The following is a 23420-nucleotide window of genomic DNA, read 5'->3' on the forward strand; positions in this document are numbered from 1 at the left end:
GGCTTGAGTCCCGGCAAAACGGCGCCTACTGGACTAACGGTTTACCCAGCACCTTGCTGAAGCTTTGCGCCGCCGGTTGCAGCCACCGCGCCTGCACCAGCAACGGGGTCACGGCGGCCCCCGGTTCAATCTGCCCGTCCACCTGCACGCGCTGGGAGTCGACTTGGATCTTGAAATGGTGCTCGGCCGCCAATTGCAGGTCCGCCAGCAATCGCAGGCCATCCCGGCACTGCAACTCGATCCGGGTATTGCCCAGCTTGACCAGCCACGGGCTCAACAGCGCCAGGTCGTGCCCCAGCAATTCGCCTTCGGTCTGAAGGCAACTCATGCCCGCGCCATTGACCTGCAATCGCCCGTCCCAACGCCCGTCCAGCACGAACATCGGTGCCGGCAAGGCGCTGACCGCACGCGGGGCCAGTTGCGCCTGCCAGTTCCACGGCCAGCCATGGATCGACAGCTCCCAGATGCGTTGCGCAAAGCCCAGGTTCACCTGCGCCGCCCACGGACGGATCTTCCAGTCCACCGGCGCCAGGGCACCGACGCGCGCTGCGCGGCCAGTCCACAGGCTGCCCACGACGCCGCTGGGCTGCCAGCCGGTCGGCCAGGGCAGCTGGCGGGCAACGAAGGCGGCCGGCAGCGCCAGCAGCACGGTCAGGCTGAACACCACAATCGCCCACAGGATCACCGCGCGACTCATGGCCGCGCCGCCACTTCCAGGCTGAAGGCATAGCCCTTGCCGCCACCCTGCTCCAGGCGCCACTGCACGGGTCGCCCACCCTGCTCCTGCACCGTCCGCAGCAGCAGTTGCAGGGCCTGGGGCCCCGGCAGCTCGCCTTGCAATTGCCAGCGATCGCCTTGCTGTTCAACGCGGGTCAGCACCCATTGGCGCGACACCGCCAGGGCCTGCCACTGTTCGTTGGAAAACGCCGCCGGCGGTACCAGTGCGCCGGCCTGTTGCGCCAACGCCTGCCACTGGCGTGCATCCTGCCAGGCCGCCAGCAGCGGCCGGGTCAACAGCACCAGCAGCAACAGCACGACGGTCGACCAGCCAGCCAACAGGCCATAGCGGCGCTTGGGCGGCAGTTGGTTGAAGTGGGCCAGGTACTCCAGCATCCGGGCTTTCATGGTTGTTCTCCCAGATCAAAACTCAGGTGCAATTGACCGGCGACACTTTGCGCCTCGTCAGTCCATTGCGCGCCGGCAGCCTGGGCCATGGCCTGCCATTCGCCGGGCAGCGGCCGGGGGCCATTGCCGCGCAAGGCCAGGCGCCAACGGCTGCCGTCAAACTCGATGCGCGACACCGACCAGCCTGGCTGCTGTTGCAGCCAGCCGGAGAGCGCCTGCTCCAGGGCGACGATCTGTTGCTGGCGCACCTGCCAGTCGCTCGCCTCGCCCTGCACCCGCGCCAGCGCCACGCGCGCCTGTTGCGGGTTGTTGGCAGGCCCGGCCAGCGCCCGGACCTGGGCTTTCCAAACGTCGACCTGGCGCAGGCTCTGCACCAGATACACCGCGCCCCAACACGCCGCCAGCGCCACGCAAGCCAGCAGCAAGCGGCGCTGTACGCCGCTCATCAGTGGCGCTCGAGTCACCCGTGTGCGCGGCCCCCGCGTGCCTTCCAGCACACTGGGCAACTGCTCCAGGCGCGCCAGGCGTGACGGCCAGTCGCCCTCTTGGGTCTCGCCAGGCAGGTCGCGCCAGGCCTGGGGCAGGCGCTCACCCAATACCGGCGGCCACACCAACCATTGCCGGGAATGCGCCTTGAGGTAGCGCACCGATTCGCGCCGCCACTCCACTACCTGCCCTGGCTCTGCTGGCGGCAACAACTGCAAATCCGCCCAGCCATGGGTGATGTGCAGCCCAAGCGCAGCACACTCGGCCAGCCATTGCTGGACCTGCTCGCGATGCATCACCAACAACTCCAACTGCCCGGCCTCGCGGGACAGGCAACTGACCAGCAACGCTTCGGCGGGCTGCTGCGCATATTCTTCAAACAATTGCGGCCATTCGTGACGCTTGAGCCCCGGCGGCGCCGGCAGGCAGAAATGGCTGCAATCGAGCGCTGGAATAATCAAGGCGCCCGGCAGTTGCAGCAGTGCGGACGGTGGCGGCCAGGTGCCGCTTGCGCAAGCCTGTTGCGCGCTGTAGTGCAACCACTGCCAACGGCCCTCGGCGGTGGCCGGCGGGCGCACCAGCAACCATTCCCGTGGCTTGGCCCGCAGACGCTCAAACATGCCTGCGCTCCGGCTCATGGCTGGGTATCGGGCAAGGCGAAAGTACAGACATAAGGGGCTCCATGGTGCTCGAACTCGATCCGCACGCCGCGATTGGGCTGGGCGGCAACAGTAGAAGGAAAGGCCAGCCAGCGCGTGCCCTGGTAAAAACTGAATGTGGCGCGCTCGACCGGCGCCAATGACGCCTTGAGTTCCCAGCGCGGCTTGTCGGCGGCGTACAGGTCGGCCGAGACCAGCAGGTTCAAGCGCTGCTGGCGCGCATCGAACAGCAGGCGCTGGCGTTGCACGCGCGACGCGCCCTCGGCCGGCGGCCAGGCGCCCAGGGCCACCCACTGCAGTTGCCCAAGGCTCGGCTGCCACTCCAGCCAGGCCAGGTCCAGGGGCAAGCGCTGCTCGTACAACTGGCGCAACACCAAGGCGTCGAAGCGGCGCTCCAGGGCCATGCAGAACTCCAATACCTGAGGTTCGCTGCCCGGCTCCTCCAGACGCTCACGCACTTTGACCCAGCCATTGACCAAGGCCGCCAGCAACACCCCGACCACCGCCGTGAGGGCCATCGCCACCAATAGCTCGATGAGGGTCAAGCCGCGCTGCGCCGCCTTCATGGACGCACCAGGAACAGGCTGAACTGACCCAGGGGCTGACGCTGCTGGGGATCGGCAAATAAGCTCAACTCACCCCGGCGCAAGCGATTGACCCCGGTATTGCCCAGGGTCAGTTGCCAATGACAGGTGGCATTCCCCTGGCGCAACTCGCCGCTCACTGCATTGATCTGCGGCCAGTACTGCTCCACGCCAAACCGCGTTTCCAGCTCCCGTGCGCACAAACTGCCGAGGCGATGTTGCGCCACGGCCTGGTGGGTAGCGATGCGCTGGCGCAACAGCTGGCTGACCATCACCGCCATCAACGCGGCAATCCCCAGGGCGACCATGACTTCAAGCAAGGTAAAACCACGCTGGCGCTTCATGGCAGGGTCGCGATATGCAAGGTGTTGTCCGCTTGCCATTGCCAGCGCTCGCGGCCCTCGGCCCAGCGCCAGGTCAGTGATACCGGGCGGGCCAGCCCCGACGGGGTGAACATCACCTGGGGCTCGCGGCTCACCGGCCAGTCAGGTTGCAAGCCGGCTGGCCAGGGTGCGCCGCGCGACGCTTGGACCTGCCACCCAGGCGCTGCGCGCCCGGCCTGCCAGCGCACGAACTCCGGGCTGCGACCGTTCCAGCGCAAGCCCAGCAACTGCCCGGCATGCCGGGCCTGGGCGGCCTGGCTGCGCGCTTCGCTGGCCAGTTGAGCCAGGGCCTGGCGCATCGGCGCCTGGCCGGCATCCAGATAGGCCACCCCCAGGGCACTGAACAAGCCGACGATCAACAACACCACCAGCATTTCCAGGAGCGAAAACCCGCGACTGCGCTGCATGCCTAGAGGTCCCAGTTACCGATATCGGCATCGGTGCCTTCGCCGCCTTGCTGGCCGTCGGCTCCCAGTGAGAACAGATCCACCCGCCCATGCTGCCCAGGCGTGCGGTAGCCATAGGCATTGCCCCATGGGTCCTCGGGCAGGCGGCGGATGTAGCCGTCGGCACGCCAACTGCGCGGCAAGGGCTCCAGGCTCGGCTTGCTGACCAGCGCCTGCAAACCCTGCTCGGAGGTGGGGAACCGCAGGTTGTCGAGGCGGTACATGTCCAGTGCCTGCTCCAGGGTCGCCAGGTCGGCCAGGGCCTTCTGGCGCATGGCTTTGTCCTGGCTGCCAAGCACGCTGGGGGCGACCACCGCGATCAGCAGGCCGATGATAAAAATCACCACCATGATTTCCATCAGGGTGAAGCCGCGTTCGCGACGCTTGACCGCACGATTGCCAGGCATGGCGTGCTTTTCCATTTCATGTTCTCCGTTTTCAGGTTGTCTGTTCAAAGGCTCAGGCCCTGATTGAGCTGCATGATCGGCAACAGCACCGCCAGCACGATGAACAGCACCACCGCGCCCATCAGCAGAATCATCAGGGGTTCGAATAACGCCAGCAGCAGGTCGACCTGGCGCGCAAACCCACGCTCCTGGTTGTCGGCGACGCGCTCCAGCATGTCGGGCAAGGTGCCGCTGGCCTCGCCGCTGGCGACCATGTTCAGTAGCATCGGCGGGAAATGCCCACTGGCACTGAGGGCGCGGTACAGGGTCACACCGCCTTCGACCTGTTCACGCACCGCTACCAGGGACTGGTGGATCTGCCGGTTGCCGACCGTAGCGGTGGCCACCTCCAGGGACTCGAGCAACGGCACGCCACTGCCGAGCAGAATCGCCAGGCTGCGCGAGACCCGCGCGCTTTCCAGCACCGACAGCAGCACACCAATGCGTGGCAAGCGCAACGCCAGGCTGTCGCGACGCAAACGCCATACCGCCTGGCGCAGCAACACCCGCGCGCCCAGCGCCAGCAGCAAGCCCAGCCCCAGCAACCACGGGCCGAGCATCACCAGGCCCTCGCTGGCGCCGATCAGCACCCGGGTAATCAGCGGCAGGCTTTGCCCTGTGTGGCTGAACTGCTCGGTGAGCTTGGGCACCACAAAAGTCATCAGGCCGATCACCACCGCCAGCGACACCAGGATCAACACCGCCGGGTAGATCAACGCCGTGCGCGCCTTGTGCCGTTGTTTCTGCACCTGTTCCAGGTGCTCGGCCAACCGCTCCAGCACCGGCGCCAATTTGCCCGAGCGCTCGCCGGCCTCGACCAGTGCGCAATACAGCGTATTGAACTGCCCACCCTGGCGGCGCAGGCTCTGGGCCAGGCTCAAGCCTTCGCCCAGGGCACCGCGCACCGCCACCAGCAGGTTGCGAATCGCCGGTTCCGCCAACTGGCGTTCCAGGGTGGCCAAGGCATCCACCAAGGGGATACCAGCGCTCAACAGCGTGGCCAACTGGCGGGTCAACTCGCACAGCTGTCCATGGTTCAAGCGTTGCCCGCGCGGGCTCGACAGGCTTGCGCCCTGCACCTGCAACTCACGGGCAAACAGGCCCTGCTCGCGCAGCAGTTGCCGGGCATGGCGCTCGCTTTCTGCCTGGATGCTGGCTTTGCGGCGATTGCCGCGCAGGTCCAGCGCCTGGTAACGGTAGGTCGGCATCAGTCGCGCGCCGCACGCAGGACCTGCTCCAGGCTGGTTTCGCCACGGCGCAGGCATTCGGTGGCCATGGCGGTCAGGCTCTGGCGCTTGTCGGCGAGGTATTCGTGCATGGCCGCTTCGCTGGCGCCGTCGTACAGCAGGCTGATCAAGCCGGCATCCAGGGTGATGAATTCATAGAGGCCGATCCGCCCGTGGTAGCCACTGCCCTGGCAGTCGTCGCAGCCCTGGGGGTGAAAGCTCTGATCCAGCGTCGCCAGCTCCGGCCACAACTGGCGCTCGGCGGCCTGCAACGGCGCCGGCGTTGCGCAATGGCACAGGCGCCGCACCAGACGCTGGGCCATCACGCCCTTGAGGCTGGAGGCGATCAGGAACGGTTCGATGCCCATGTCGCGCAGCCGGGTGACCGCGCCCACCGCGCTGTTAGTGTGCAGCGTCGACAGCACCAGGTGCCCGGTAAGGCTGGCCTGCACGGCGATCTGTGCGGTCTCCTGGTCACGGATTTCGCCGAGCATGATCACGTCCGGGTCCTGGCGCAGGATCGCCCGCAGGCCGCTGGCGAAAGTCATGCCGGCGCGCGGGTTGATCGCGGTCTGGCCGATGCCGGTAATCGCGTATTCCACCGGGTCTTCGACGGTGAGGATGTTGCACGAGCCGTCGTTCAGCGCATTGAGGCTGGCATACAGCGTGGTGGTCTTGCCCGAGCCGGTGGGCCCGGTGCTCAGCAAGATCCCGTTGGGCCGCGACAGGCAGGCGCGCAGGGCCTGCTCGACGGCAGCGGGCATGCCCAGGTTGTTCAGGTCCAGCAGGTTGGCCTGTTTGTCCAGTACGCGCATTACCACGCGCTCGCCGTGGATGCCAGGCAAGGTCGAGACCCGGATATCCACCTCGCGCCCGCCGGAGCGCAAGGTGATGCGCCCGTCCTGGGGCTGGCGCTTCTCAGCGATATCCAGGCGCGCCATGACCTTGATCCGCGACACCAACATGGCCGACAAGGCCCGTGGCGGGCGCAGGATTTCGCGCAGATGGCCGTCCACCCGCAGGCGCACCACCAGGCTCTGCTCGAAGGTCTCGATATGGATATCCGAGGCGCGCAAGCGCAGGCCTTCGGCGAACAGGCCGTTGATCAGGCGGATCACCGGCGCTTCGTTGTCACTCTCCAACAGGTCTTCGATCCGTGGCAGTTCGTTGATCAGGCTATCGAGATCGACCTGCTCGCCGATGCCCTCGATCAACGCCGCCGTGGCCGACTCGCCGGCCTGGTACAAGGCCCCCAGGCGCAGTTCGTATTGCGCCGGGTCGAGGTGCTCGACCAGCGTCGGCAGGCCATGCACGCGCAATACTTCCTGCAAGGCGTCGGTGTCGACATCCTCGCGCAGGCACAGGGTCCAGCCCTGCGCACCCGGAGCCCGCGCCAGGCCCGCCTGGCGCGCCAGTCGATAGGGCAACAACGTACTCACCACACGCCCTCGTCGAGGCGCTCGCGGCTGGCCGGGAACAGGCGCAGCAAGGCGTTGTTATCGGAGATCGCGGGCAATGCCAGGTTCGAGTTGGCCTTGAGGTTGCGGTATTTCTCGCTGCTCAATTGGGCCAGGGTCTCGCCGTCGCGCATGATCCGCGGGCGGATGAACACCATCAGGTTCTGCTTGGTGCGCTGGCTGGCGTTGGAGCGAAACAGCCGCCCGACCCCAGGGATATCGCCGAGCCACGGCACACGCTGGTCACTGTTCTTGGCCTCGTCGCCGATCAGCCCGCCGAGCACCACCAGGCCGTTGTCTTCGACCATGACCTTGGTCTTGATCTCGCGCTTGTTGGTGATCACATCGCTGGCGCCGGTGCTGTCGGCAATCGACGAGACCTCTTGCACAATGTCCAGGCGCACGGTGTTGTCGATATTGATCTGCGGCTTGATCCGCAGCTTGATCCCCACTTCCTTGCGCTCGATGGTCTGGTAGGGGTTGGTGTTGTTCTGCGTTACCGAGCCCGTCACAAACGGTACTTCCTGGCCGACCAGGATCGATGCTTCGGCGTTGTCCAGAGTCAGCAGGGTCGGGGTCGAGAGCAGGTTGAAGCCACTTTCGCTCTTCAGCGCATTGAGCAGTGCGAGGAAGTTCAGCCCGCCGCCGTTGAGCTTGCCAAAGCCTGCGGTGGCGCCGGGCACATTGGCCAACAGCTTGCCCAGGCCTGCGGTGTCGCCGCTGGCAGCGGCGCCCGCCAGGCCGGCGATGCTCGTCCCGCCGTTGGTGAAGTTCACCGCGCCGCCGCCAAAGGAGTCGCCCAAAAACAGCCATTGCACGCCCAGCTCCTGGGCGCGGGTGTCGGAGACTTCGGCGATGATTGCTTCCACCACCACTTGGGCGCGGCGGATATCCAGTTGTTCGACGATGGTGCGGTAGGCGGCGATTTCGCTGTCCGGGCCGACCATCACCACGGCGTTGGTGCCCTCCTCAGACTCCATGCGAATCCCCGAGGCGCTGACCGCCATCTGCTTGGGCGCGCCTTCCGTGGGCACCCCCTCGCCTCCGGCGCCAGGGGTGTGCTGGCTCAAGCCGCGCAACACCTTGACCACTTCGGCGGCATTGGCATGACGCAGGTACATCACCACGGTGTTCGATGGACGCAAGGCAGTCTGCGGCTGATCCAATTGCTTGAGCAGCGCACGCACCCGTTGGCGGCTGTCGGCACTGCCGCGCACCAGCAACGCATTGCTGCGCGGGTCGGCAACCACCTGCGCGCCATCGGCGCCCTGCTCGCGCGCCAGCAGGCGGGTCATCAATTGCGCGGTGTCGTTGGCGCTGGCGTTGACCAGGGGCAGCACTTCCAGGGGTTCCTGGCTGACCTGGTCGAGTTGCTGCAACAGCGCGTCGATACGGTCGAGGTTGCTGCGCCAGTCGGTGATCACCAACAGGTTGGCCGACGGGTACGGGCTGATCACTCCCACCCGAGGGTCAATCAGCGGCTTGAGGATATTGAGCATCTGTTCACTGGCGGCGTTGCGCACGCTGAATACCCGGGTGGCCATGCCATCGTTGGCTTGCACGGCCTGGCGCGCAGACTCCACCGGTACCGGCTCCAGGCGCGCGGCCTGGTCCGGCACGATCTTCACGCTGCCATTGGGCAGGTTGACCGCAGCAAAACCCTGGGCGCGCAACTGGGCGAGGAAGATGTCGTAGATGGCCTCGCTGCCGAGCATATCCAGGCTGCGCACCGTGACCTTGCCCTTGACCCGTGGGTCGATGATGAAGGTGGTGTTGGTGATGCGCGATACGCTGTCGATGAAGTCGGTGAGTTCGGTGTCGATGAAGTTCACTTCATACAAGGCCGGCGCTTCTTCGGCGTGGGCCGGGGTCACGCTCAAGGCCAGGCACAGTGCGCTCAGGCCCAGGCATTTATTGATCATGTGCATCGTCGGTTCATTCCTTGCGCTTGAGGCCGATCACCGGTCGCTCATTCGGCCATGGCAAGCGCTCGCGCTGCCCTTGATTGTCGAAAATCAGCCCGCGTTCATCGATGTCCTGCAAGACGATGCCCGGGGCCAGGCGCTGACCCAGGGTCAGCGTGCGTTCTTGTTGCTGATAGCGCAGCACCAGGACCGTGGCACGCAACGGCGTGGCCTTGAGGCTGCCCAGGTAATCAACCTTGAGCGTGGTCAACGGCAGGTCGTCGCTGGGTGCCTGGCGCGGTGTCCAGTGGCTGCTCAACAAGTCGGCAACCGGCGCCGCTGGCGCGTAAGGCACGACCGGCTGGGCGATGCCGTGCCACAGTTGCAACACACATTGCGCTGCGAGCCAGGCCAGCAGTGTTGCCAGCAACAGGTTGCCCCCACGGCTCAACTGACCAGGCTCCGTGGATGCCATCCCGGATGCCCCTGCACATAGCGCACATCTGGCAGTTGCAACGGCGCCAGTTGCCAGTCCGCCGGCTGCTCGCGCAACCAGCCTTCGAGGTGTTGCCACAGCGGTTGCCCGGCATCGGCGGCAAAGCCCAGGCCAAAGGTGCGGCAGGTGCCGAGCGGTTCGGCAAACTCACTGACCCGCTTGCCGCCAGGGCTATAGGTGACCTGCCAGGGCTGGCCGAGCCAGCGCGGCAGGTCCTGGCTGTTATCCAGCAGCAGTGGCTCGCCAAACAGTTGCTCGGCGCCGTTTTCCAGGACCTGGCGCACCTGCTGCGCCGGGACATCCACGACCGGCGCTGGGTAACTGGCACTCAGGCTGATCAGGTGTTCGCGGGTAATCATCTGGCCGCGGGCCAGGGGGCTGTCGTAGCGCAGGCCTGGCAGCAGCACCGCGCTCTTGGGCTCGCGGGCCAGGGCCTGGTGCAACAGGCGATCCCAACTGCCGGCGCGCACATCGCGGCGCCAGAGGTTTTCCGGGGCCTTGGCCAGGGGTTGGTCGAGCCAGGCGGCGTGGGCGGCGCGCTGTTGTTGCAAGCGTGGTTGCAGGCGCTGGGCGTGGGCCTGGGCGGTAGCGTCCAACGCGCTGGCCTGGGCGGGAAAGAAGCGCGCATCGAAGCGCCATTGCCCCGCCTGCGCCTGGCAGCGGATGCGGAAGGCGCCGCTGGCCCGGGTCCCGCCCAGCACCACCGGTACGCGCTTGCCGGAGCTTTGCAGGATTTCTACCGGCTGCGGCCACAGGTCCTGGCCACGGGCGCACAACATCAAGTCCACCTGGCCCAGGCGCTCGGCCAGCCAGAACCCCGGCCCGGTGCCGACATCGGCCAGGGCCACCACCAGGTCGGCTTCTTCACGGGCCTGGGCAAGCACCGGTTGCAGGCTGTGCAACCACTGTTTCAAGGAGGCTTGCTGGTCCCGCGCATAAGGGTCGGTGATGCCGACTACGGCGATGCGCACGCCGCCCCGGCGGAACACCTGCATGCCTGGGGTGGCCAGGCGTTGCGCACTGGCGCTGGCCAGCCCGGCGCCGAGTACCGGGTGGCCGAATTGCTGGTACAGGCCCTGGCATTGTTCGGGCCACAGCACGCGTTCATCGCTGCTGACCCGCACTTCACTGCCGAGCAATTGGCTGCCCTGGACCCCGGACAGGCCACGGGTCAGGTACGCCAGGCCGCTGCCGTTCCAGCACTGGCCGTTTTCCAGGGTCAGGCTATTCTCAGGCCCTGCCTCATCACGCAGGCGTTGCAACACGGCACCGAGTACCGCGTAGCCACCGGTTTGCACACCGTCACTTAAGGAGGCATCCAGCAGGCCATCCAACTGGCTACCGTCAGCCTGGCGAAAACGCGCATTGGCCCCGGTGATCCACGGCGCCTGGCCGATCCGTGTTGCCGGCCCCAGGCGTGTGGCGGGCACCACCGGGCGACCCGGCAGGCGTGCATCGAGGGTGTCGGCGATATACAGCAGGTCGACCGGCTGGCTGTCTGCAGGCCCCGCCGCAGCCCCCCGGCTAGAGCAGCCGGCCAGCCACGGCGCACAGGCCCCCAGCGTCATCCATCCCAATACATCGCGCCGCACCATTGAAGCCATTGTTCTCTCACCCTAGGGCTAACTCTGCTTTAAGGGCGGCATAGTGGGGGTCAATTAATGACGGTTTAATGTCAGTTTTTTAACAGGAGTGAAATATGCACCCTTGTAACAAAAGGAAATAAAAGAAATACACTTAAATACATTTTTAACAAAACCGACCGCGAATCATCACATTCGACTCTTAGAGTTCGGGCTCCTTTCAAAAATCGTGATCTACAAAGGACCTGATGAAATGAGTCGAGAGACTGGCGACAACCAGAATCGCAACCTGAGCCTCAATGAGCCGATGGAATCGGTACTCACTGCCTACCTGAGCCGCCGCAGTGTGGTACGGGGCGGACTCGGCGCCGCGATCGCCATGATTGCCGGCACCGGCCTGACGGGCTGCTTTGACAGCGGCGGTGGCTCTGACCACGACACCCCGACCGAGCCCACCAAACCTGCGCTGAAGCTGGGTTTCAACTCGATCCCCGGCTCGCGCACCGACGGCTGCACCGTGGCCGCCGGCTACACCGCGCACATCCTCGCGCCATGGGGCACGCCGCTCAACAGCAATGCGGCACCGTGGAAAAGCGATGGCACCAATACCTCGACCGACCAGGCCAACTCGGTCGGCATGAACCACGATGGCATGCGTTTCTTCCCGATCAATGGCAGCTCCACTGACGGCCTGATCGCGATCAACCACGAATACATCGAACAGTCCGAACTGCACCCCAACGGCGCGACCCTGATCGGCGGCGTACGCCCGGTGGAAGAAGTGCGCAAGGAAATCAACGCCCACGGCGCGGGCGTGATGCGCGTGACTAAAGTCAACGGCCGCTGGCAGGTGATGGAAAACGACCCGCTGAACCGTCGCTTCACCTCGGCCACGCTGATGGACCTGGCGGGCCCGATGAAAGGCACCGAGCACGTCAAGACCAAGTTCTCGCCGACCGGCACCCAGACCCGCGGCACCAACAACAACTGCGGCAATGGCTACACGCCGTGGGGCACCTACCTGACTTGCGAAGAAAACTGGCCAGGGATTTTCGTCAACCGCAGCGGCAACCGCCCGGCCGACCAAGTGCGCATCGGCGTGGGCACCAGCAACGGCAACTATCGCTGGGAAAGCGTCGCGGGTGACCCGAGCGAAGTGAACGGCGAGTTCAGCCGTTTCAACGTCACCCCAAGCGGCGCCACGGCCACCGATGACTACCGCAACGAAGCCAGCACCTATGGCTACATCGTCGAGATCGACCCGTACAACGCCGCGACCCGTGCGGTGAAACGCACCGCGCTCGGCCGTTTCCGCCATGAAGGTTGCTGGCCGGGCCTGACCACCGCCGGCAAACCAGTGGTGTTCTATAGCGGCGATGACTCGCAGAACGAATACCTGTACAAATTCGTCTCCACCGCATTGTGGGACCCGGCAGACGCCAACCCCAGCGACCGCCTGGCCACCGGCGCCAAGTACATGGACAGCGGCAAACTCTACGTGGCGCGCTTCAATGCCGACGGCAGCGGCAACTGGTTGCTGCTCGACGTGGCCAGCCCGACGCTCGATGGCAGTACCCTGGGCGCGAAGTTCACCGACCTGCCGGGGATCATCCTCAACACCCGTGGCGCGGCCGACGCCCTGGGCGCCACGCCGATGGACCGTCCGGAATGGACCTCGGTCAACCCGCTCAATGGCGACGTGTACCTGACGCTCACCAACAACACCAGCCGTACCGTGGCCAACGCCGCCAACCCGCGGGTGAACAACAAGCACGGGCACATCATCCGCTGGCATGACGCCGACAACCAAGTGGCCTTCACCTGGGACATCTTTGTATTTGGCGCCAACGCTGCCGGCACTCCGGACCTCAACCGCTCGGGCCTGACCGCACTGAACCAGTTCGCCAGCCCCGACGGCATGACCTTCGACAGCCGTGGCGTGATGTGGATCCAGACCGACAACGGCGAAAAAACCCTGACCGACTACACCAACGACCAGATGCTGGTGGTGATTCCCACCAATATGGTCGACGCCCAGGGCAAGCAAGTGCCGGTCAACGCACAGAACCAGGCAGACCTGCGGCGCTTCTTCGTTGGGCCCAATGGTTCGGAAGTGACCGGGGTGACCTTCACGCCGGACAACAAGACGGTGTTTATCAACATCCAGCATCCAAGCAACTGGCCATCCACTAACGTGGCAACCGACGTCACCGTCGGCAAAGTACGGGCGCGGGCGTCCACGGTGGTGATCCAGCGGGCAGATGGGGGGGAATTGGCGATCTGACCAACATGCAGGAGCCAGCCAGGCTCCTGCTTCGCTGTCTTTGTGGATCAGGCCTGTTTGGCTTGCTGTTCAAGGTGCAGTTGCAATTCAGGCTTGATACCCAGGGCATCGGCCAATTCATTGAGGTAGTTGCGCTCGGTGACCTGCTGGTCATCCACCAGCATCACACTGGCCAGGTAGACCTCGGCGGCCACCGCCGGGTCATTGGCATATTCGGCAAAGTCGGTTGCATCCAAGGGCTTGGCGACTTGAGCGTCGAGCCATTGTTGCAAGTCCGGATCGTCGGTGTGGCGCCCGATCTCCTGGGAGATCAACGCCTTTTCCTTCTCATCAATCCGCCCATCCGCCTTGGCCGCCGCGATCAATGCGCGCAGTACCGCATGGCTATGGGCCTCGACCTCGGCGCCAGAGAGTTGATCAACCGTCTGCAAGGCCTGCTGCGGCGCAGAGGCCTGCTGGCGTTGCCAGGCTTGATACGCCTGGAATGCCATCATCCCCAACGACGCCAGGGCCGCATAGTTGGTGCCGCCGCTACGGGTCTGGCTCGAACCGCCCGCCTGGGTCCCGCCCAACATACCGCCCAGGCCACCGAGCAGATCGCCCAGGCCGCCACCGCCCGACGCAGAAGGAGCGGAGCCGCCGCCCCGGAGCAAACCACCGAGCAGGCCGCCCAACCCACCGAGCCCTCCCGCGCCGCCCTGGGGTGCCGCCGAACCGCCTTGCTGGGACATCGAGGCTTGACCTGCACGTAGCAGTTGTTCCAGTAGAGCACTGGTGTTCATGGTATCGCCCTCCTATGGGCTGTGCGCCAGACAACCAACAATAGTCCCTGGCGCCTATAACGCCAAGACCGCCCAGCAGGCGCTGGTTTGCCGAGCTGACTGCCCCCCCCGCAAACCCGGCGCAGGCCTGTCACAACCGTGAGAATTGTTCAGATTCAGCGCGCCACGGCTTGCGGTGAACGTCAGCCCGCCCGTGGGGTCGGAAATATAAGGGCACGGCCTCAATCGGCCTGGCCTTGAGCGCGAGCATCTACAGATTTGCGGTGCCGCGAACCCTCACAGAAGGAGACGCTGACATGGTCACTCACTTCAAGGTCGCAGGGCACCTCGCTTGCGGCCATCACGGCAATAACCTCACGTCCACGGTGGAACTGAACCGGGTCAAATGCCGCACCTGCCGCAACACCGATGCTTATAAGGAAGCCCGCCGCAACCAGCGCAACGCGTCCCGCCGTGCATCGCGCAAAGCCAAGTCCAACACCACCAGCAATGATTGGCGCAGCGCCTGGACCCAACGCCTGACCGCCCTGCCCGGCCTGCAACGCCTGCCACGCGGGTTCAGCCGCCAGGCCTTCGTCTAGCCCCTATAGGAGCCGGCTTGCCGGCGATCGCGGCGTATCCGGTCGATACCCTATCGAATAGGCAACAGCGCCGCACCGATCAACCCCGCCAACCCCAAGAGGCACGCCAGGCCAACGCCATAGGCCAGGGTGCGCCAGGGTTGGCGGCGGCCCAGGTACAGCAAGGTATGCAGTACCCGCGCGACGGTGAACAGGCCGAACAGCCAGGCCGTCGCGGCGGCGTTGGTATCCAGCGCCAGGCATAACCCGCCGAGGACGAAAAACAGCGGAATGTTTTCCAGGTCATTGGCCCAGGCTTTCGCCGCCCGGCTGACCGGCGCAAGCTCCTGCGCAATGGCAGGGCGCTGGAAGAAACCGGCATCCTCAGGATTGCTGAACGCACGGTGCCGGAGGCGGAAAAAGCCCTGGTAACAGGAGATCGCCAACATCTTGATGAACAACACCAGCACACACAGGGCAAACAGATGCACGAGGCTGGTCATCGCCGGTCCCTGGCAAAGCCGTGGACCACGATATACAGCAGCGGCCCCACCGAGACAAAGATCGCCGTCAGCAGCCAATACGGCAGCACACTGGCCAGCGACCGGCCCTTGGCGCGGGCGTCGCGGTACATCCACACACACGCCAGGGCCGCCATCAGGTACAGGTCGATCACCACCTGGGCGGTGTCGGGCCTGGATAGCAGCTCAAGGCCAAACGCCAGCAGCGACTGCTCGGCCCAGAGCAAGGTGCCCAGGGTGTACAGGGAAAACGCCAACAGGCTGGCAAGGGCGATATAGGGTCTGTGCATAGGGTCCACCACGCAGGATTGGGCAAGCCGCAGATTAGTGATAACGTCGCCGCCATCTCAATGACCTGCGAGGTCATGGACGCCCCCCGCCCCGCCCTGCCAGAGTCCATCCATGAACCGCCCACCATTCCCCCGCGCCAACCCCGAGACCGACGCCGGTACGCAACTGCGGCTGTTGCGCCGCCAGGCGAAGTTGAGCCAATTGCAGCTGGCGCTGATCAGCGGTATTTCCCAGCGCCACCTGAGTTGCATCGAAACCGGCCGCGCCAAGGCCAGCCCTGGCACCTTGCATAACCTGCTCAGCGCCCTCGAGGTGCCCCTGGAGCAGTGCAACAGCCTGTTCCTCGCAGCCGGCTACGCCCCGCGCTACGAAGCAACGCCGCTCGCCGCGCCGGCAATGGATGCCATTCGGGATGCCATCAGCCATGTGCTGAAGGCCAACAACCCGGCGCCGGCCATCGTGCTCGGGAGCCACTGGCAAGTGCTCGCCGCCAACGCCAGCACCCAGGTGCTGTTCGACCTGGTGGGTTTGGCGCCAGACGCGGCACAAGGCCTGAACCTGCTGACCACCCTGCTGCAACCGGGTGGCCTGGGCGACCACCTGCTCAATGCCGACGAGATCCGCAACCTTGCCTGGCAACGGGCTGCCCGTGAAGCATTGGGCAACCCGACCCTGGCCACGCTGCTGGAAAGCCTGCCGGTGCCGCAAGGCTCGACCCCCCTGGCCAATGAACTGCCGCCACTGGTGCTGACCCGCGTCAATTCGCGCCATGGCGAGCTGGACTTCATGTCCACCTTCACCACCTTCGGCATGCCCCAGGACATCACCGTCACCTCATTGCGCATCGAGCACCTGATCCCGGCCAATCCCCACACTTGGCAGGTGATGACCGCGGCCTACGAACACTCCCTGAGCCGCTAGGCGCCGCCGGTCAGAACTTGGTCACCACCCCCATGCGCAACGTACGCCCCGGTGCCGGCATGAAGCTCTGGGCCAGCGGGTCCAGGTAGTAACGATTGGTCAGGTTATCCAGCGACACGTTGAACTGGGTGTGGTCTTGCCATTTGTAGTCAAGGAACAGGTCCACCAGCGCCACTTCGCGGTAGACCAGTTGCGGCGTGGTGGCGCCGGTCTGCCAGGATTTGTCGGCGGTGACGGTCGGGCCCGAGGTGTAGGTCAGGCGCCCGCCCACGGTCAGGGCCTGGTCAAAGAAGCGCAGGCCCGTGGTCAGGTTGCCGGCGACCCGCGGCGGGTTCTGGGTGTTGGTGTACGAGCCCATGAAGCTGCCTGGGGTGCAGTTGGGGGTGTTGTCAAGCTTCTGCCAACGAGTGGAACTGGCTCGCAGGCGCGCGGCGAATGCCGAGTCGCAGGTTTCGGTCTTGAGGTAATAGGTCGACGACAGGTCGGCAAAGACCCAGCCGGCATCGTATTTCGATTGCAGCTCCAGGCCGCTGGTCTTGAAGCTGTCGGTATTGCTGAAGTTCATCAGGCCCATCAGGCCGGGGCTTGGGTCGTAGTAACGGGTCACGTAGTTTTTGATGGTGTTGTTGAAGTACGCCAGCTTGATCGCCGCCGTGTCGTTGTCCGCCAGCAGGCCTTTTTGCAGGGTGCTCGCGCCGATTTCCCAGTTGCTCGAACGCTCCGGTTTCAGGCCCTTGCCAGGCATGGTCTGCAAGGTGCCCTGGCTGGTTTCGAACAACGAGGGCATGCGCAGGCCCTGGGTGTACGAGGCATAGATGAAGGTATCCGGAGCGATCTCGTAGTTGACGCCGATGGCCGGTGAAAAAGCGCCCTTGCTGTCGCGCTGCTTGCCCGAATAGGTGTAGCCGGTGACCACTTCGCCCACCTGCGACGGATAGACGAGTGTGCCAACGCCCCCATAGTCGTTGTAGCGCGGGCCATCGAACGGGTTGTTGGTATCGCTGAACACAATCCCGTTGTTCAGGCGCGGGTCGGTGGCATCGGTGTATTGGCCGTTGACGTCAGGGAACCACAGCATATTGCCGTAGCTGCCCGGCTTGATCACGTTCACGTAGCGCAACTCGCGCTCCTCGCGCTGGGCGGTGGCGTGCGGCACATGATCCTTGGTGCGGTAGTAGGTATAGCGCCCGCCACCCCACACCGTCAGCTCGTCAACCGGCTTGTACTCCAGCTTGCCGTTGAGGCTGAACTCCTTGCGCGAACCATCACGCAGGCTGCGGTTGGCGTTGATATCGTTCTGTGTGGTGACCACGCTCTTTTGCGGCTGCAGCTCCTCGAGCTGGAACGAGCCGCCCAGGTCCAGTTTGAAATCGCCATAGTGCGTGTCAAAACGCGAGGTATTGGCCAGCTCGCCACCGATGCGCCGGTCGTGCTGGCGCGTCCAGTTGCGGTCCGAACGATAGGCCTGGGATTTGGGCGCCAGCACCGAGGTCAACTGGCTGGTCTTGGCATCGGTCATCCACAGGCTGGTCGTCAGGTCCACCAGCATATTGCCCGTGGGCAGGTAGTGATAACGGGCGGTGTAGGTGTCGATCTTGGTGCTGCCGCGCGGGTACTGGTAGATACCGCCAGTGCCGAAACGGAAGATGTCCGAGGGCATGATCTCGCCTATGCGCCCATCGTAACGACTGTAGCCGAAGTCGAAAGTGTGGTCGTCGGCCGGGCGCAGGGTGGTCTTGAGCAGGATCGACTCGGTCTCTGCCGAGGAGTTGAGCACCTCTTCGCCGGCGTTGTAGGTGGTGGCCACCGTCATGTTTTCGCGGCCATAGCGGTCAAAGGTGCGGTAGCGGTCCTGGCCGTGCTTGCCGGAGAAGTAGTTGCCCTGGTTGCGATGGGCGTAGGCGGCCACCACATCGAACAGATCGTGGGTATAGGCAAACGCCGCGCTGCCCGATTCCGAGTCGGAACCGAACAGGCCGCCACGGTTCTGGTGCGGCTCGGAGTACAGGTTCTCGGTGGTCGAATGGCCGTTGCGCGAGGCCGGCTCGACGCCGTTGTTCCACAGATCGCCCTTCAGGCGCAGGCCCACGTTCTTGCCGTCACGCAGGATGTCATCGACCCCCAGGGTGCGGATCGCCACCGTGCCGCCGATGGCGCTGGACGTCAGGCTGGGGCCTTTGTCGATGGCGACATCGCTGATCAGGTCGGGGTCGATGTAGCTGCGCTGTTGCGTGCCCGCATAGCCGCGATAGACATCCAGCGCCTGTTGCGAACCGTCGACCGTGACCGCCACCCGGCTTTGCCCCTGGATCCCGCGGATATTCACATCCAGGCCACCGCCATTGCGGCTGTCACCCACCTGCACCCCCGGTTGGCCCTTGAGCAGGTCGCCGACGGAGATCACGCCAAAGCGGCGCACTTCTTCGTTGGAGATATACACCGACGAACGTGGGGCGGTGTACACCGCTTTTTTCTCGAGGTCATCGCCAGTGACTTTCTGCGACGGCAGCACCAACGCACTGGTCGCTGGATGCAGTTCGAAGCTGCCATCGGCCTGGCGCTGAAAACTCAAGCCGGTGCCTGCCAGCAACTGCGCCAGGCCGGCCTCGGTGCTGAAATCTCCGTGCAGGCCGTTGCTGCGTTTGCCCGCCGTCAGCGTCGAACTGCCCGCCATGCTGATACCCGCCTGCACGCCGAAACGCGAGAGTGCCTGGTCCAGCGGGCCGGCTTCGATGCTGTAGGGTTGGCGCTCGGCCTGGGCGAAAACTGCCGTGCTGTACAGCGGTTGCAGGCTGAGTAACAGCAGACCCAATGTGCGGGTGCGCAAGACACTTGCGGGAGAAATCATGCAGGGCTCCTAGAGGTGAAGGCCCACCTGTTTCGGTGGGTTATCCCTATAGGCCAAGCGAGTTTTGAAAAACTGCGCAGAGAACGTAAATAAATGTTCAGGCCGGCACCACAGTCACCCAATAGCGGGTACGCCGCTCGATACGCACCGGCAGTGCATGGGCCACCAACGCCAGCGCGGCATCGGTGTCGTCGAGCTGGAAGCTGCCAGTCACGCGCAACCCCGCGACCTGCTCGCTGCATCGCAAGACGCCCGGCCGGTAACGGGACAACTCGGCCAGCAGTACATCTAGGCGCATGCGCTCGGCAGGCAGAATCCCGCGCAGCCAGGCCTGGGCCAGAAACCCATCGGTCTGCCGTGGCGCGCCCACACCCTGGCGATCGACCTGGGTCTGCCAGCCTGCCGCTACTGATACCGGTGTCGGGTGGCGCGGCGAACTCACCTCCACCAGCCCGCGCAATACGGTAATCCACGTGCCCTGCTGATCATGGCGCACCAGCAGATTGGCATCGTGGCTGCGCAGCAGCGCATCCGCCGTGAGCAGTTGCAGTGGGCGCGACTCAACGCGCGCATCCAGCGCCACCTCGCCCTCGATCAACTGCACGCGGCGCAGCTGCGCGCTAAAGTCCAGGCTGACAGCGCTGGCAGTGTTCAACCACAGAGAACTGCCATCGGCCAGGGTCCAGCGGCGGCGCTCGCCGGTAGCCGTGCGGTAGGTGGCAAAGGCTGCGCGCAGCAGGGTCGATTCCGCGCCCTGCCAGGACAAACCACCGAGCAAGCCCAACCCCAGCAAGCACTTGAGCACCTGCCGGCGCCGCGCCGGATCAGCCCCGGCTGCCTCCAGCGCGCGTCGTGCGGTGACATCCGCCAACAGGCTGGCCCCCGGCTGAAGCATCAGCGGCAAGCTGGCGACGCGTTGCCAAGCGTATTCGTGCTCGGCACTTGCCTGGCGCCAATGCTGCAACGCCTGTTGCTCGTCCGGGCTCATCATCCCGGACTGCAACCGGACGATCCAGTCGATGGCCGTCTCGCGGACTTTCGGTGCAACCGGCTTGCCATTCATTCGAAACGGCTCGCGTAGCACACACTGAAAGCCTTGCCCATCGCCCGCTGCACCTGGGCCACGCTCAAGTTCAACTGCGTGGCGATCTGCGGGTACGTCAGGCCGTCGAGCTGGGACAAAAAGAAGATCTTGCGCACCTGCATCGACAGCCCCACCAGCAGCGAGTCCAGCTGTAGCAAGGTCTCGATCATCAAGTAACGGGTTTCGGGCGACGGCTCCTCACCTTCCGGACGGGCGGCGAGCGCCTCCAGGTAAGCCCGCTCAATCGCCTGACGCCGCCAGCGGTTAATCAGCAAGCCATTGGCGATCGCCGCCAGAAATGCCATGGGCTGGCGCAGCTCCCGCACGTCCTGCTGCGTGCGCAACACCCGGATGAACGTGTCGTGCGCCAGGTCCTCGGCATCGGCACTGTGCCCCAGGCGACGCCGCAACCAGCCGCGCAGCCAGAGATGGTGACGGGTGTAGAGTTGTTCGACGGGCGAGACGAGACTGTCGTCGTACATGTCAGGTCCAATGAGCAGTTAATGATAATACTTCTCATTTTAATATCCTGACCTGACGCTTGTACAGTCTCGACTGCTAACACTGTTATCTGTGGGGGCCATTCCTGACCCACCGCTATCGCGGGCAAGCCCGCTCCCACAGGGGGGGCTCGGCTGGGCACAACATTTGCGCTACATCGCAAATCAAATGTAGGAGCGGGCTTGCCCGCGATGGCGGTGGGTCAGGTTAGAAATACTTGACTGACACACCGCTATCGCGGGCAAGCCCGCTCCCACAGGGGGGGGGGCTCGGCTGGGCACAACATTTGCGCTACATCGCAAATCAAATGTGGGAGCGGGCTTGCCCGCGATGGTGGTGGGTCAGGTTAGAAATACTTGACGGACACACCGCTATCGCGGGCAAGCCCGCTCCCACAAGGGATCTCGGCTGGGCATAAGATTTGCGCTACATCGCAGATCAAATGTAGGAGCGGGCTTGCCCGCGATGGTGGTGGGTCAGGTTAGAAATACTTGACTGACACACCGCCATCGCGGGCAAGCCCGCTCCCACAGGGGGATCTCGGCTGGGCACAACATTTGCGCTACATCGCAAATCAAATGTAGGAGCAGGCTTGCCCGCGATGGCGGTGGGTCAGGTTAGAAATACTTTTCTGACACTCCGTCATCGCGGGCAAGCCCGCTCCCACAAGGGATCTCGGCTGGGCACAACATTTGCGCTACATCGCAAATCAAATGTAGGAGCGGGCTTGCCCGCGATGGTGGTGGGTCAGGTTAGAAATACTTTTCTGACACTCCGTCATCGCGGGCAAGCCCGCTCCCACAAGGGTTTTGCGTCGCCGGGGGAATTAGTTGAACTCGGCGTGGACCTCGGACCACAAGCTGACCTTCTGCCCACGGTTCTTGAAGAATTCGATCTCGCGCTTGATCCCGGAACTCAGGTCCCAGCCCGGCAGGTCAAGGATGATCAGTTCTTCCATCATGTCCATGAACAGCGCATCCACCGGCGCCCACAGCTTGCCGATGGTGGCGCTGTCCTTGCCTTCGAACGCGAGGTTGATCGGGTGCGACATGGACACCTGGCTGAACACCCCATGACCCGACTCGATGATGATGGCCGCCACCTTGTTGCACTGGATAAAACGCTCGTGGATCACTGACGCATCGGCATGGCTGTAGGGGCAGGCCAGAAAAATCTTTCTCATTGTTACCTCAAGGCAATGCAAGGGCACGCGCCCTTGCCGTGGATTAAAGAGTCAGGGTCACACCGCCTGCGCAGCCGGCACGCCGGCCTCATCGGCCTCTTCGCGCTCGCGTTCCTGCGCTTCGTAACGCTGGGCGGCGGGCACCGAGATCTTGATCGCGATCGCCACTGCGAGCAGGCCGCCAAACAACTTGGCCAGCAGGATCGGCATGATCAGCGTCGGCTGGAAGTTCGCGGTAAAGGCCAGGTGGTCGCCAATGGTGGCCTGCGCACAGACACCCAGGGCCACACACAAGACCTTGTCCCGGGCATTCATCTTCTTGAACAGGTGGTAGACCGCGATGATGTTGGCAAACACCATGACAAACGCCGCCGCGCCATCGGCTGACAGCCCGATGTGCTTGCCCAGCACTTCCATGGGTTTCTTGCAGTAGCGGTTGAACAGGTAGCAGATCGGGAACGTACCGGCGAGCATGATGCCGATGTAGCCGGCAATCTCGATGGCACGGAACAGCTCCTTCTCGTCGGCGAACATCGGGTCGAAGCCCCACACACCGAAGTTCTTCATGAAGAACCCGGTGAAGTGCTCGACGATGGCCAGCGCCAGGACGATCTTGATAAAGGCATCCATCAACTTACCGAACACCAGGAACCCGGCCACCATCCACGCCGCCCGGTAGCGCAGGCCGGCGGCCAGCAGGAAGCAGAACACAAACAATGGCGCGAGCAAGCGCACGCAGTCGACAAACCCCAGGCTCAGGTAATGCAGGGCCGGCGAGGTGGTGGAAACGATATCCCGCACCGGCAGGTTGAAGGCGGTGATCATCATCAACGACGCAAGCACCGCAAACGGGATGCTGATCAAACCGGCCATGGCCCCCAGCGCCAGGTACTTGTGGTCCTTGCGTTCGAGCATCATCAGGCCGACCGGGATCAGATAGACGATGGTCGCGCCGGAGGTATAGCCAACGATCATGGCGGTGATCCACATGTCGCGGTTCGCTGCCAGGGCATCGGCCAACTGGTAGCCGCCCATGTCCACGGCGATGATCGACAGCGCCGCGATCGACACGTCGGAACCCATCGCGCCGAAGTACGGCCCCAGTGCGACCTCGATGAATTTGGACAGGTACGGGATCGCCACCATGATGCCCGCCTGCGCCAGGAACACCGGGCCAATGGAGTGGATGCCGTTGACAAACTCCTTGCCCAGGCCGCTGTCCGGCTTGATCACGGATGCAAACGCGCCAACCACCGCGCCGATCATGATCAGGTAAATAACGTAATTGCCGAATTCCGCCATTGCTTTCGCTCCATCTGTACTGAATCAATTGTTGTTGTAGGAGTACGCCCCAGTTCGGTCGCTCCATTGGCCAAACGCGTTTTACAGCCCCATTTGTGGCGCTTTCACACCCTATTACTAACCACTTCCCATGCCAATCGTGTGTTTTTTGTGGTTTTGCGGGTTAAACACACTGGAATCGGTCAACTCTATTGCGTAATCTTTGATCACACCTTTCAAGGCAGCGGACTCTACGGCCGTGAACGGCAAACGCCAATACCAAGTTCACACCACCTCCACTGGCGCCCACCCGCCCCGCCGCTTACTGGCGGGGCATCATTTGAGTGCCTCGGTAACAGCACTGCGCCG

23 protein-coding genes are annotated in these 23420 nt (G+C 64.2%); 3 read left to right on the forward strand and 20 right to left on the reverse strand.

Annotated elements, in window-relative coordinates; genetic code table 11:
* Positions 1-25 precede the first annotated feature (25 nt).
* The 12 genes from gspN to ACO77H_RS15970 are packed head-to-tail and all read right to left on the reverse strand — an operon-like array spanning position 26 to position 10816.
* Positions 26-697 carry a type II secretion system protein N gene (gene gspN, locus ACO77H_RS15915; protein ID WP_432754248.1) on the reverse strand — a complete coding sequence of 224 codons (672 nt, stop codon included), beginning with the start codon at positions 695-697 and terminating at the stop codon, positions 26-28.
* A complete protein-coding gene (gene gspM / locus ACO77H_RS15920; protein ID WP_432754249.1) occupies positions 694-1125 on the reverse strand; it encodes a type II secretion system protein GspM in 432 nt (143 codons plus the stop codon). The genes gspN and gspM overlap by 4 nt, the downstream gene beginning before the upstream one ends.
* On the reverse strand, positions 1122-2231 hold the full coding sequence (locus tag ACO77H_RS15925; RefSeq protein ID WP_169953003.1) for a GspL/Epsl periplasmic domain-containing protein: 1110 nt from the start codon (positions 2229-2231) through the stop codon (positions 1122-1124). Before ACO77H_RS15925 ends, gspM begins: the two co-directional genes overlap by 4 nt.
* Positions 2232-2245: 14 nt before the next feature.
* Positions 2246-2836: a prepilin-type N-terminal cleavage/methylation domain-containing protein gene (locus ACO77H_RS15930; protein WP_169953002.1), complete on the reverse strand. Its 591-nt coding sequence runs from the start codon at positions 2834-2836 to the stop codon at positions 2246-2248.
* Positions 2833-3198 (reverse strand): type II secretion system protein, encoded by a 366-nt coding sequence (locus ACO77H_RS15935; protein ID WP_169953000.1) that lies wholly within the window; start codon positions 3196-3198, stop codon positions 2833-2835. The genes ACO77H_RS15930 and ACO77H_RS15935 overlap by 4 nt, the downstream gene beginning before the upstream one ends.
* On the reverse strand, positions 3195-3644 hold the full coding sequence (gspH, locus tag ACO77H_RS15940) for a type II secretion system minor pseudopilin GspH (protein WP_169952998.1): 450 nt from the start codon (positions 3642-3644) through the stop codon (positions 3195-3197). Before gspH ends, ACO77H_RS15935 begins: the two co-directional genes overlap by 4 nt.
* Positions 3645-3646: 2 nt before the next feature.
* Complete coding sequence (gene gspG, locus ACO77H_RS15945; RefSeq protein WP_371128903.1) at positions 3647-4105, reverse strand: type II secretion system major pseudopilin GspG; 459 nt, start codon at positions 4103-4105, stop codon at positions 3647-3649.
* Positions 4106-4134: 29 nt separating this feature from the next.
* Complete coding sequence (gene gspF / locus ACO77H_RS15950) at positions 4135-5337, reverse strand: type II secretion system inner membrane protein GspF (RefSeq protein WP_169952997.1); 1203 nt, start codon at positions 5335-5337, stop codon at positions 4135-4137.
* A complete protein-coding gene (locus ACO77H_RS15955; protein WP_432755764.1) occupies positions 5337-6785 on the reverse strand; it encodes a GspE/PulE family protein in 1449 nt (482 codons plus the stop codon). Before ACO77H_RS15955 ends, gspF begins: the two co-directional genes overlap by 1 nt.
* Before the next feature lie 5 nt (positions 6786-6790).
* Positions 6791-8740: a type II secretion system secretin GspD gene (gspD, locus tag ACO77H_RS15960; RefSeq protein ID WP_432754250.1), complete on the reverse strand. Its 1950-nt coding sequence runs from the start codon at positions 8738-8740 to the stop codon at positions 6791-6793.
* 7 nt (positions 8741-8747) lie between these two features.
* Entirely contained in the window at positions 8748-9191 is a 444-nt protein-coding gene (locus ACO77H_RS15965; RefSeq protein ID WP_432754251.1) for a pilus assembly protein PilZ, read from the reverse strand.
* A complete protein-coding gene (locus ACO77H_RS15970) occupies positions 9164-10816 on the reverse strand; it encodes a lipoprotein UxpA (RefSeq protein WP_432754252.1) in 1653 nt (550 codons plus the stop codon). The genes ACO77H_RS15965 and ACO77H_RS15970 overlap by 28 nt, the downstream gene beginning before the upstream one ends.
* A 232-nt stretch (positions 10817-11048) precedes the next feature.
* Here ACO77H_RS15970 and ACO77H_RS15975 point away from each other — a divergent pair, with 232 nt between their 5' ends.
* Complete coding sequence (locus ACO77H_RS15975; protein WP_169952994.1) at positions 11049-13079, forward strand: PhoX family protein; 2031 nt, start codon at positions 11049-11051, stop codon at positions 13077-13079.
* Between the two features lie 47 nt (positions 13080-13126).
* Here the strand turns inward: ACO77H_RS15975 and ACO77H_RS15980 are convergent, their stop codons facing one another.
* Complete coding sequence (locus ACO77H_RS15980; protein ID WP_432754253.1) at positions 13127-13861, reverse strand: tellurite resistance TerB family protein; 735 nt, start codon at positions 13859-13861, stop codon at positions 13127-13129.
* Positions 13862-14157: 296 nt separating this feature from the next.
* Between ACO77H_RS15980 and ACO77H_RS15985 the strand changes: the two genes are divergently transcribed.
* Positions 14158-14442 (forward strand): hypothetical protein, encoded by a 285-nt coding sequence (locus ACO77H_RS15985; protein ID WP_170057188.1) that lies wholly within the window; start codon positions 14158-14160, stop codon positions 14440-14442.
* Between the two features lie 50 nt (positions 14443-14492).
* Here ACO77H_RS15985 and ACO77H_RS15990 read toward each other — a convergent pair whose 3' ends face one another.
* Together ACO77H_RS15990 and ACO77H_RS15995 are read right to left on the reverse strand one after the other, a co-directional pair.
* A complete protein-coding gene (locus tag ACO77H_RS15990; RefSeq protein WP_169952991.1) occupies positions 14493-14924 on the reverse strand; it encodes an MAPEG family protein in 432 nt (143 codons plus the stop codon).
* Complete coding sequence (locus tag ACO77H_RS15995) at positions 14921-15232, reverse strand: DUF2834 domain-containing protein (protein ID WP_169952989.1); 312 nt, start codon at positions 15230-15232, stop codon at positions 14921-14923. Before ACO77H_RS15995 ends, ACO77H_RS15990 begins: the two co-directional genes overlap by 4 nt.
* 112 nt (positions 15233-15344) lie before the next feature.
* Here ACO77H_RS15995 and ACO77H_RS16000 point away from each other — a divergent pair, with 112 nt between their 5' ends.
* A complete protein-coding gene (locus ACO77H_RS16000) occupies positions 15345-16154 on the forward strand; it encodes a helix-turn-helix domain-containing protein (RefSeq protein ID WP_172311633.1) in 810 nt (269 codons plus the stop codon).
* 10 nt (positions 16155-16164) lie between these two features.
* On the opposite strand, the gene ACO77H_RS16005 is transcribed toward ACO77H_RS16000, so the two are convergent.
* From ACO77H_RS16005 to eutH, 5 genes are all read right to left on the reverse strand, one after another.
* Positions 16165-19002, reverse strand: a complete 2838-nt coding sequence (locus ACO77H_RS16005; protein ID WP_432754254.1) for a TonB-dependent receptor domain-containing protein — start codon at positions 19000-19002, stop codon at positions 16165-16167.
* 97 nt (positions 19003-19099) lie between these two features.
* Positions 19100-20065, reverse strand: a complete 966-nt coding sequence (locus ACO77H_RS16010) for a FecR domain-containing protein (protein WP_432754255.1) — start codon at positions 20063-20065, stop codon at positions 19100-19102.
* Positions 20062-20568: a sigma-70 family RNA polymerase sigma factor gene (locus tag ACO77H_RS16015; protein WP_169952982.1), complete on the reverse strand. Its 507-nt coding sequence runs from the start codon at positions 20566-20568 to the stop codon at positions 20062-20064. The genes ACO77H_RS16010 and ACO77H_RS16015 overlap by 4 nt, the downstream gene beginning before the upstream one ends.
* Positions 20569-21413: 845 nt before the next feature.
* Positions 21414-21770 carry a DUF1937 family protein gene (locus ACO77H_RS16020; RefSeq protein WP_432754256.1) on the reverse strand — a complete coding sequence of 119 codons (357 nt, stop codon included), beginning with the start codon at positions 21768-21770 and terminating at the stop codon, positions 21414-21416.
* A 57-nt stretch (positions 21771-21827) separates the two neighbouring features.
* Positions 21828-23072 carry an ethanolamine utilization protein EutH gene (gene eutH, locus ACO77H_RS16025; RefSeq protein ID WP_169952978.1) on the reverse strand — a complete coding sequence of 415 codons (1245 nt, stop codon included), beginning with the start codon at positions 23070-23072 and terminating at the stop codon, positions 21828-21830.
* Positions 23073-23420: the final 348 nt, after the last annotated feature.

The organism is Pseudomonas sp. WMBT8 (assembly GCF_050916005.1).
Classification (GTDB): domain Bacteria; phylum Pseudomonadota; class Gammaproteobacteria; order Pseudomonadales; family Pseudomonadaceae; genus Aquipseudomonas.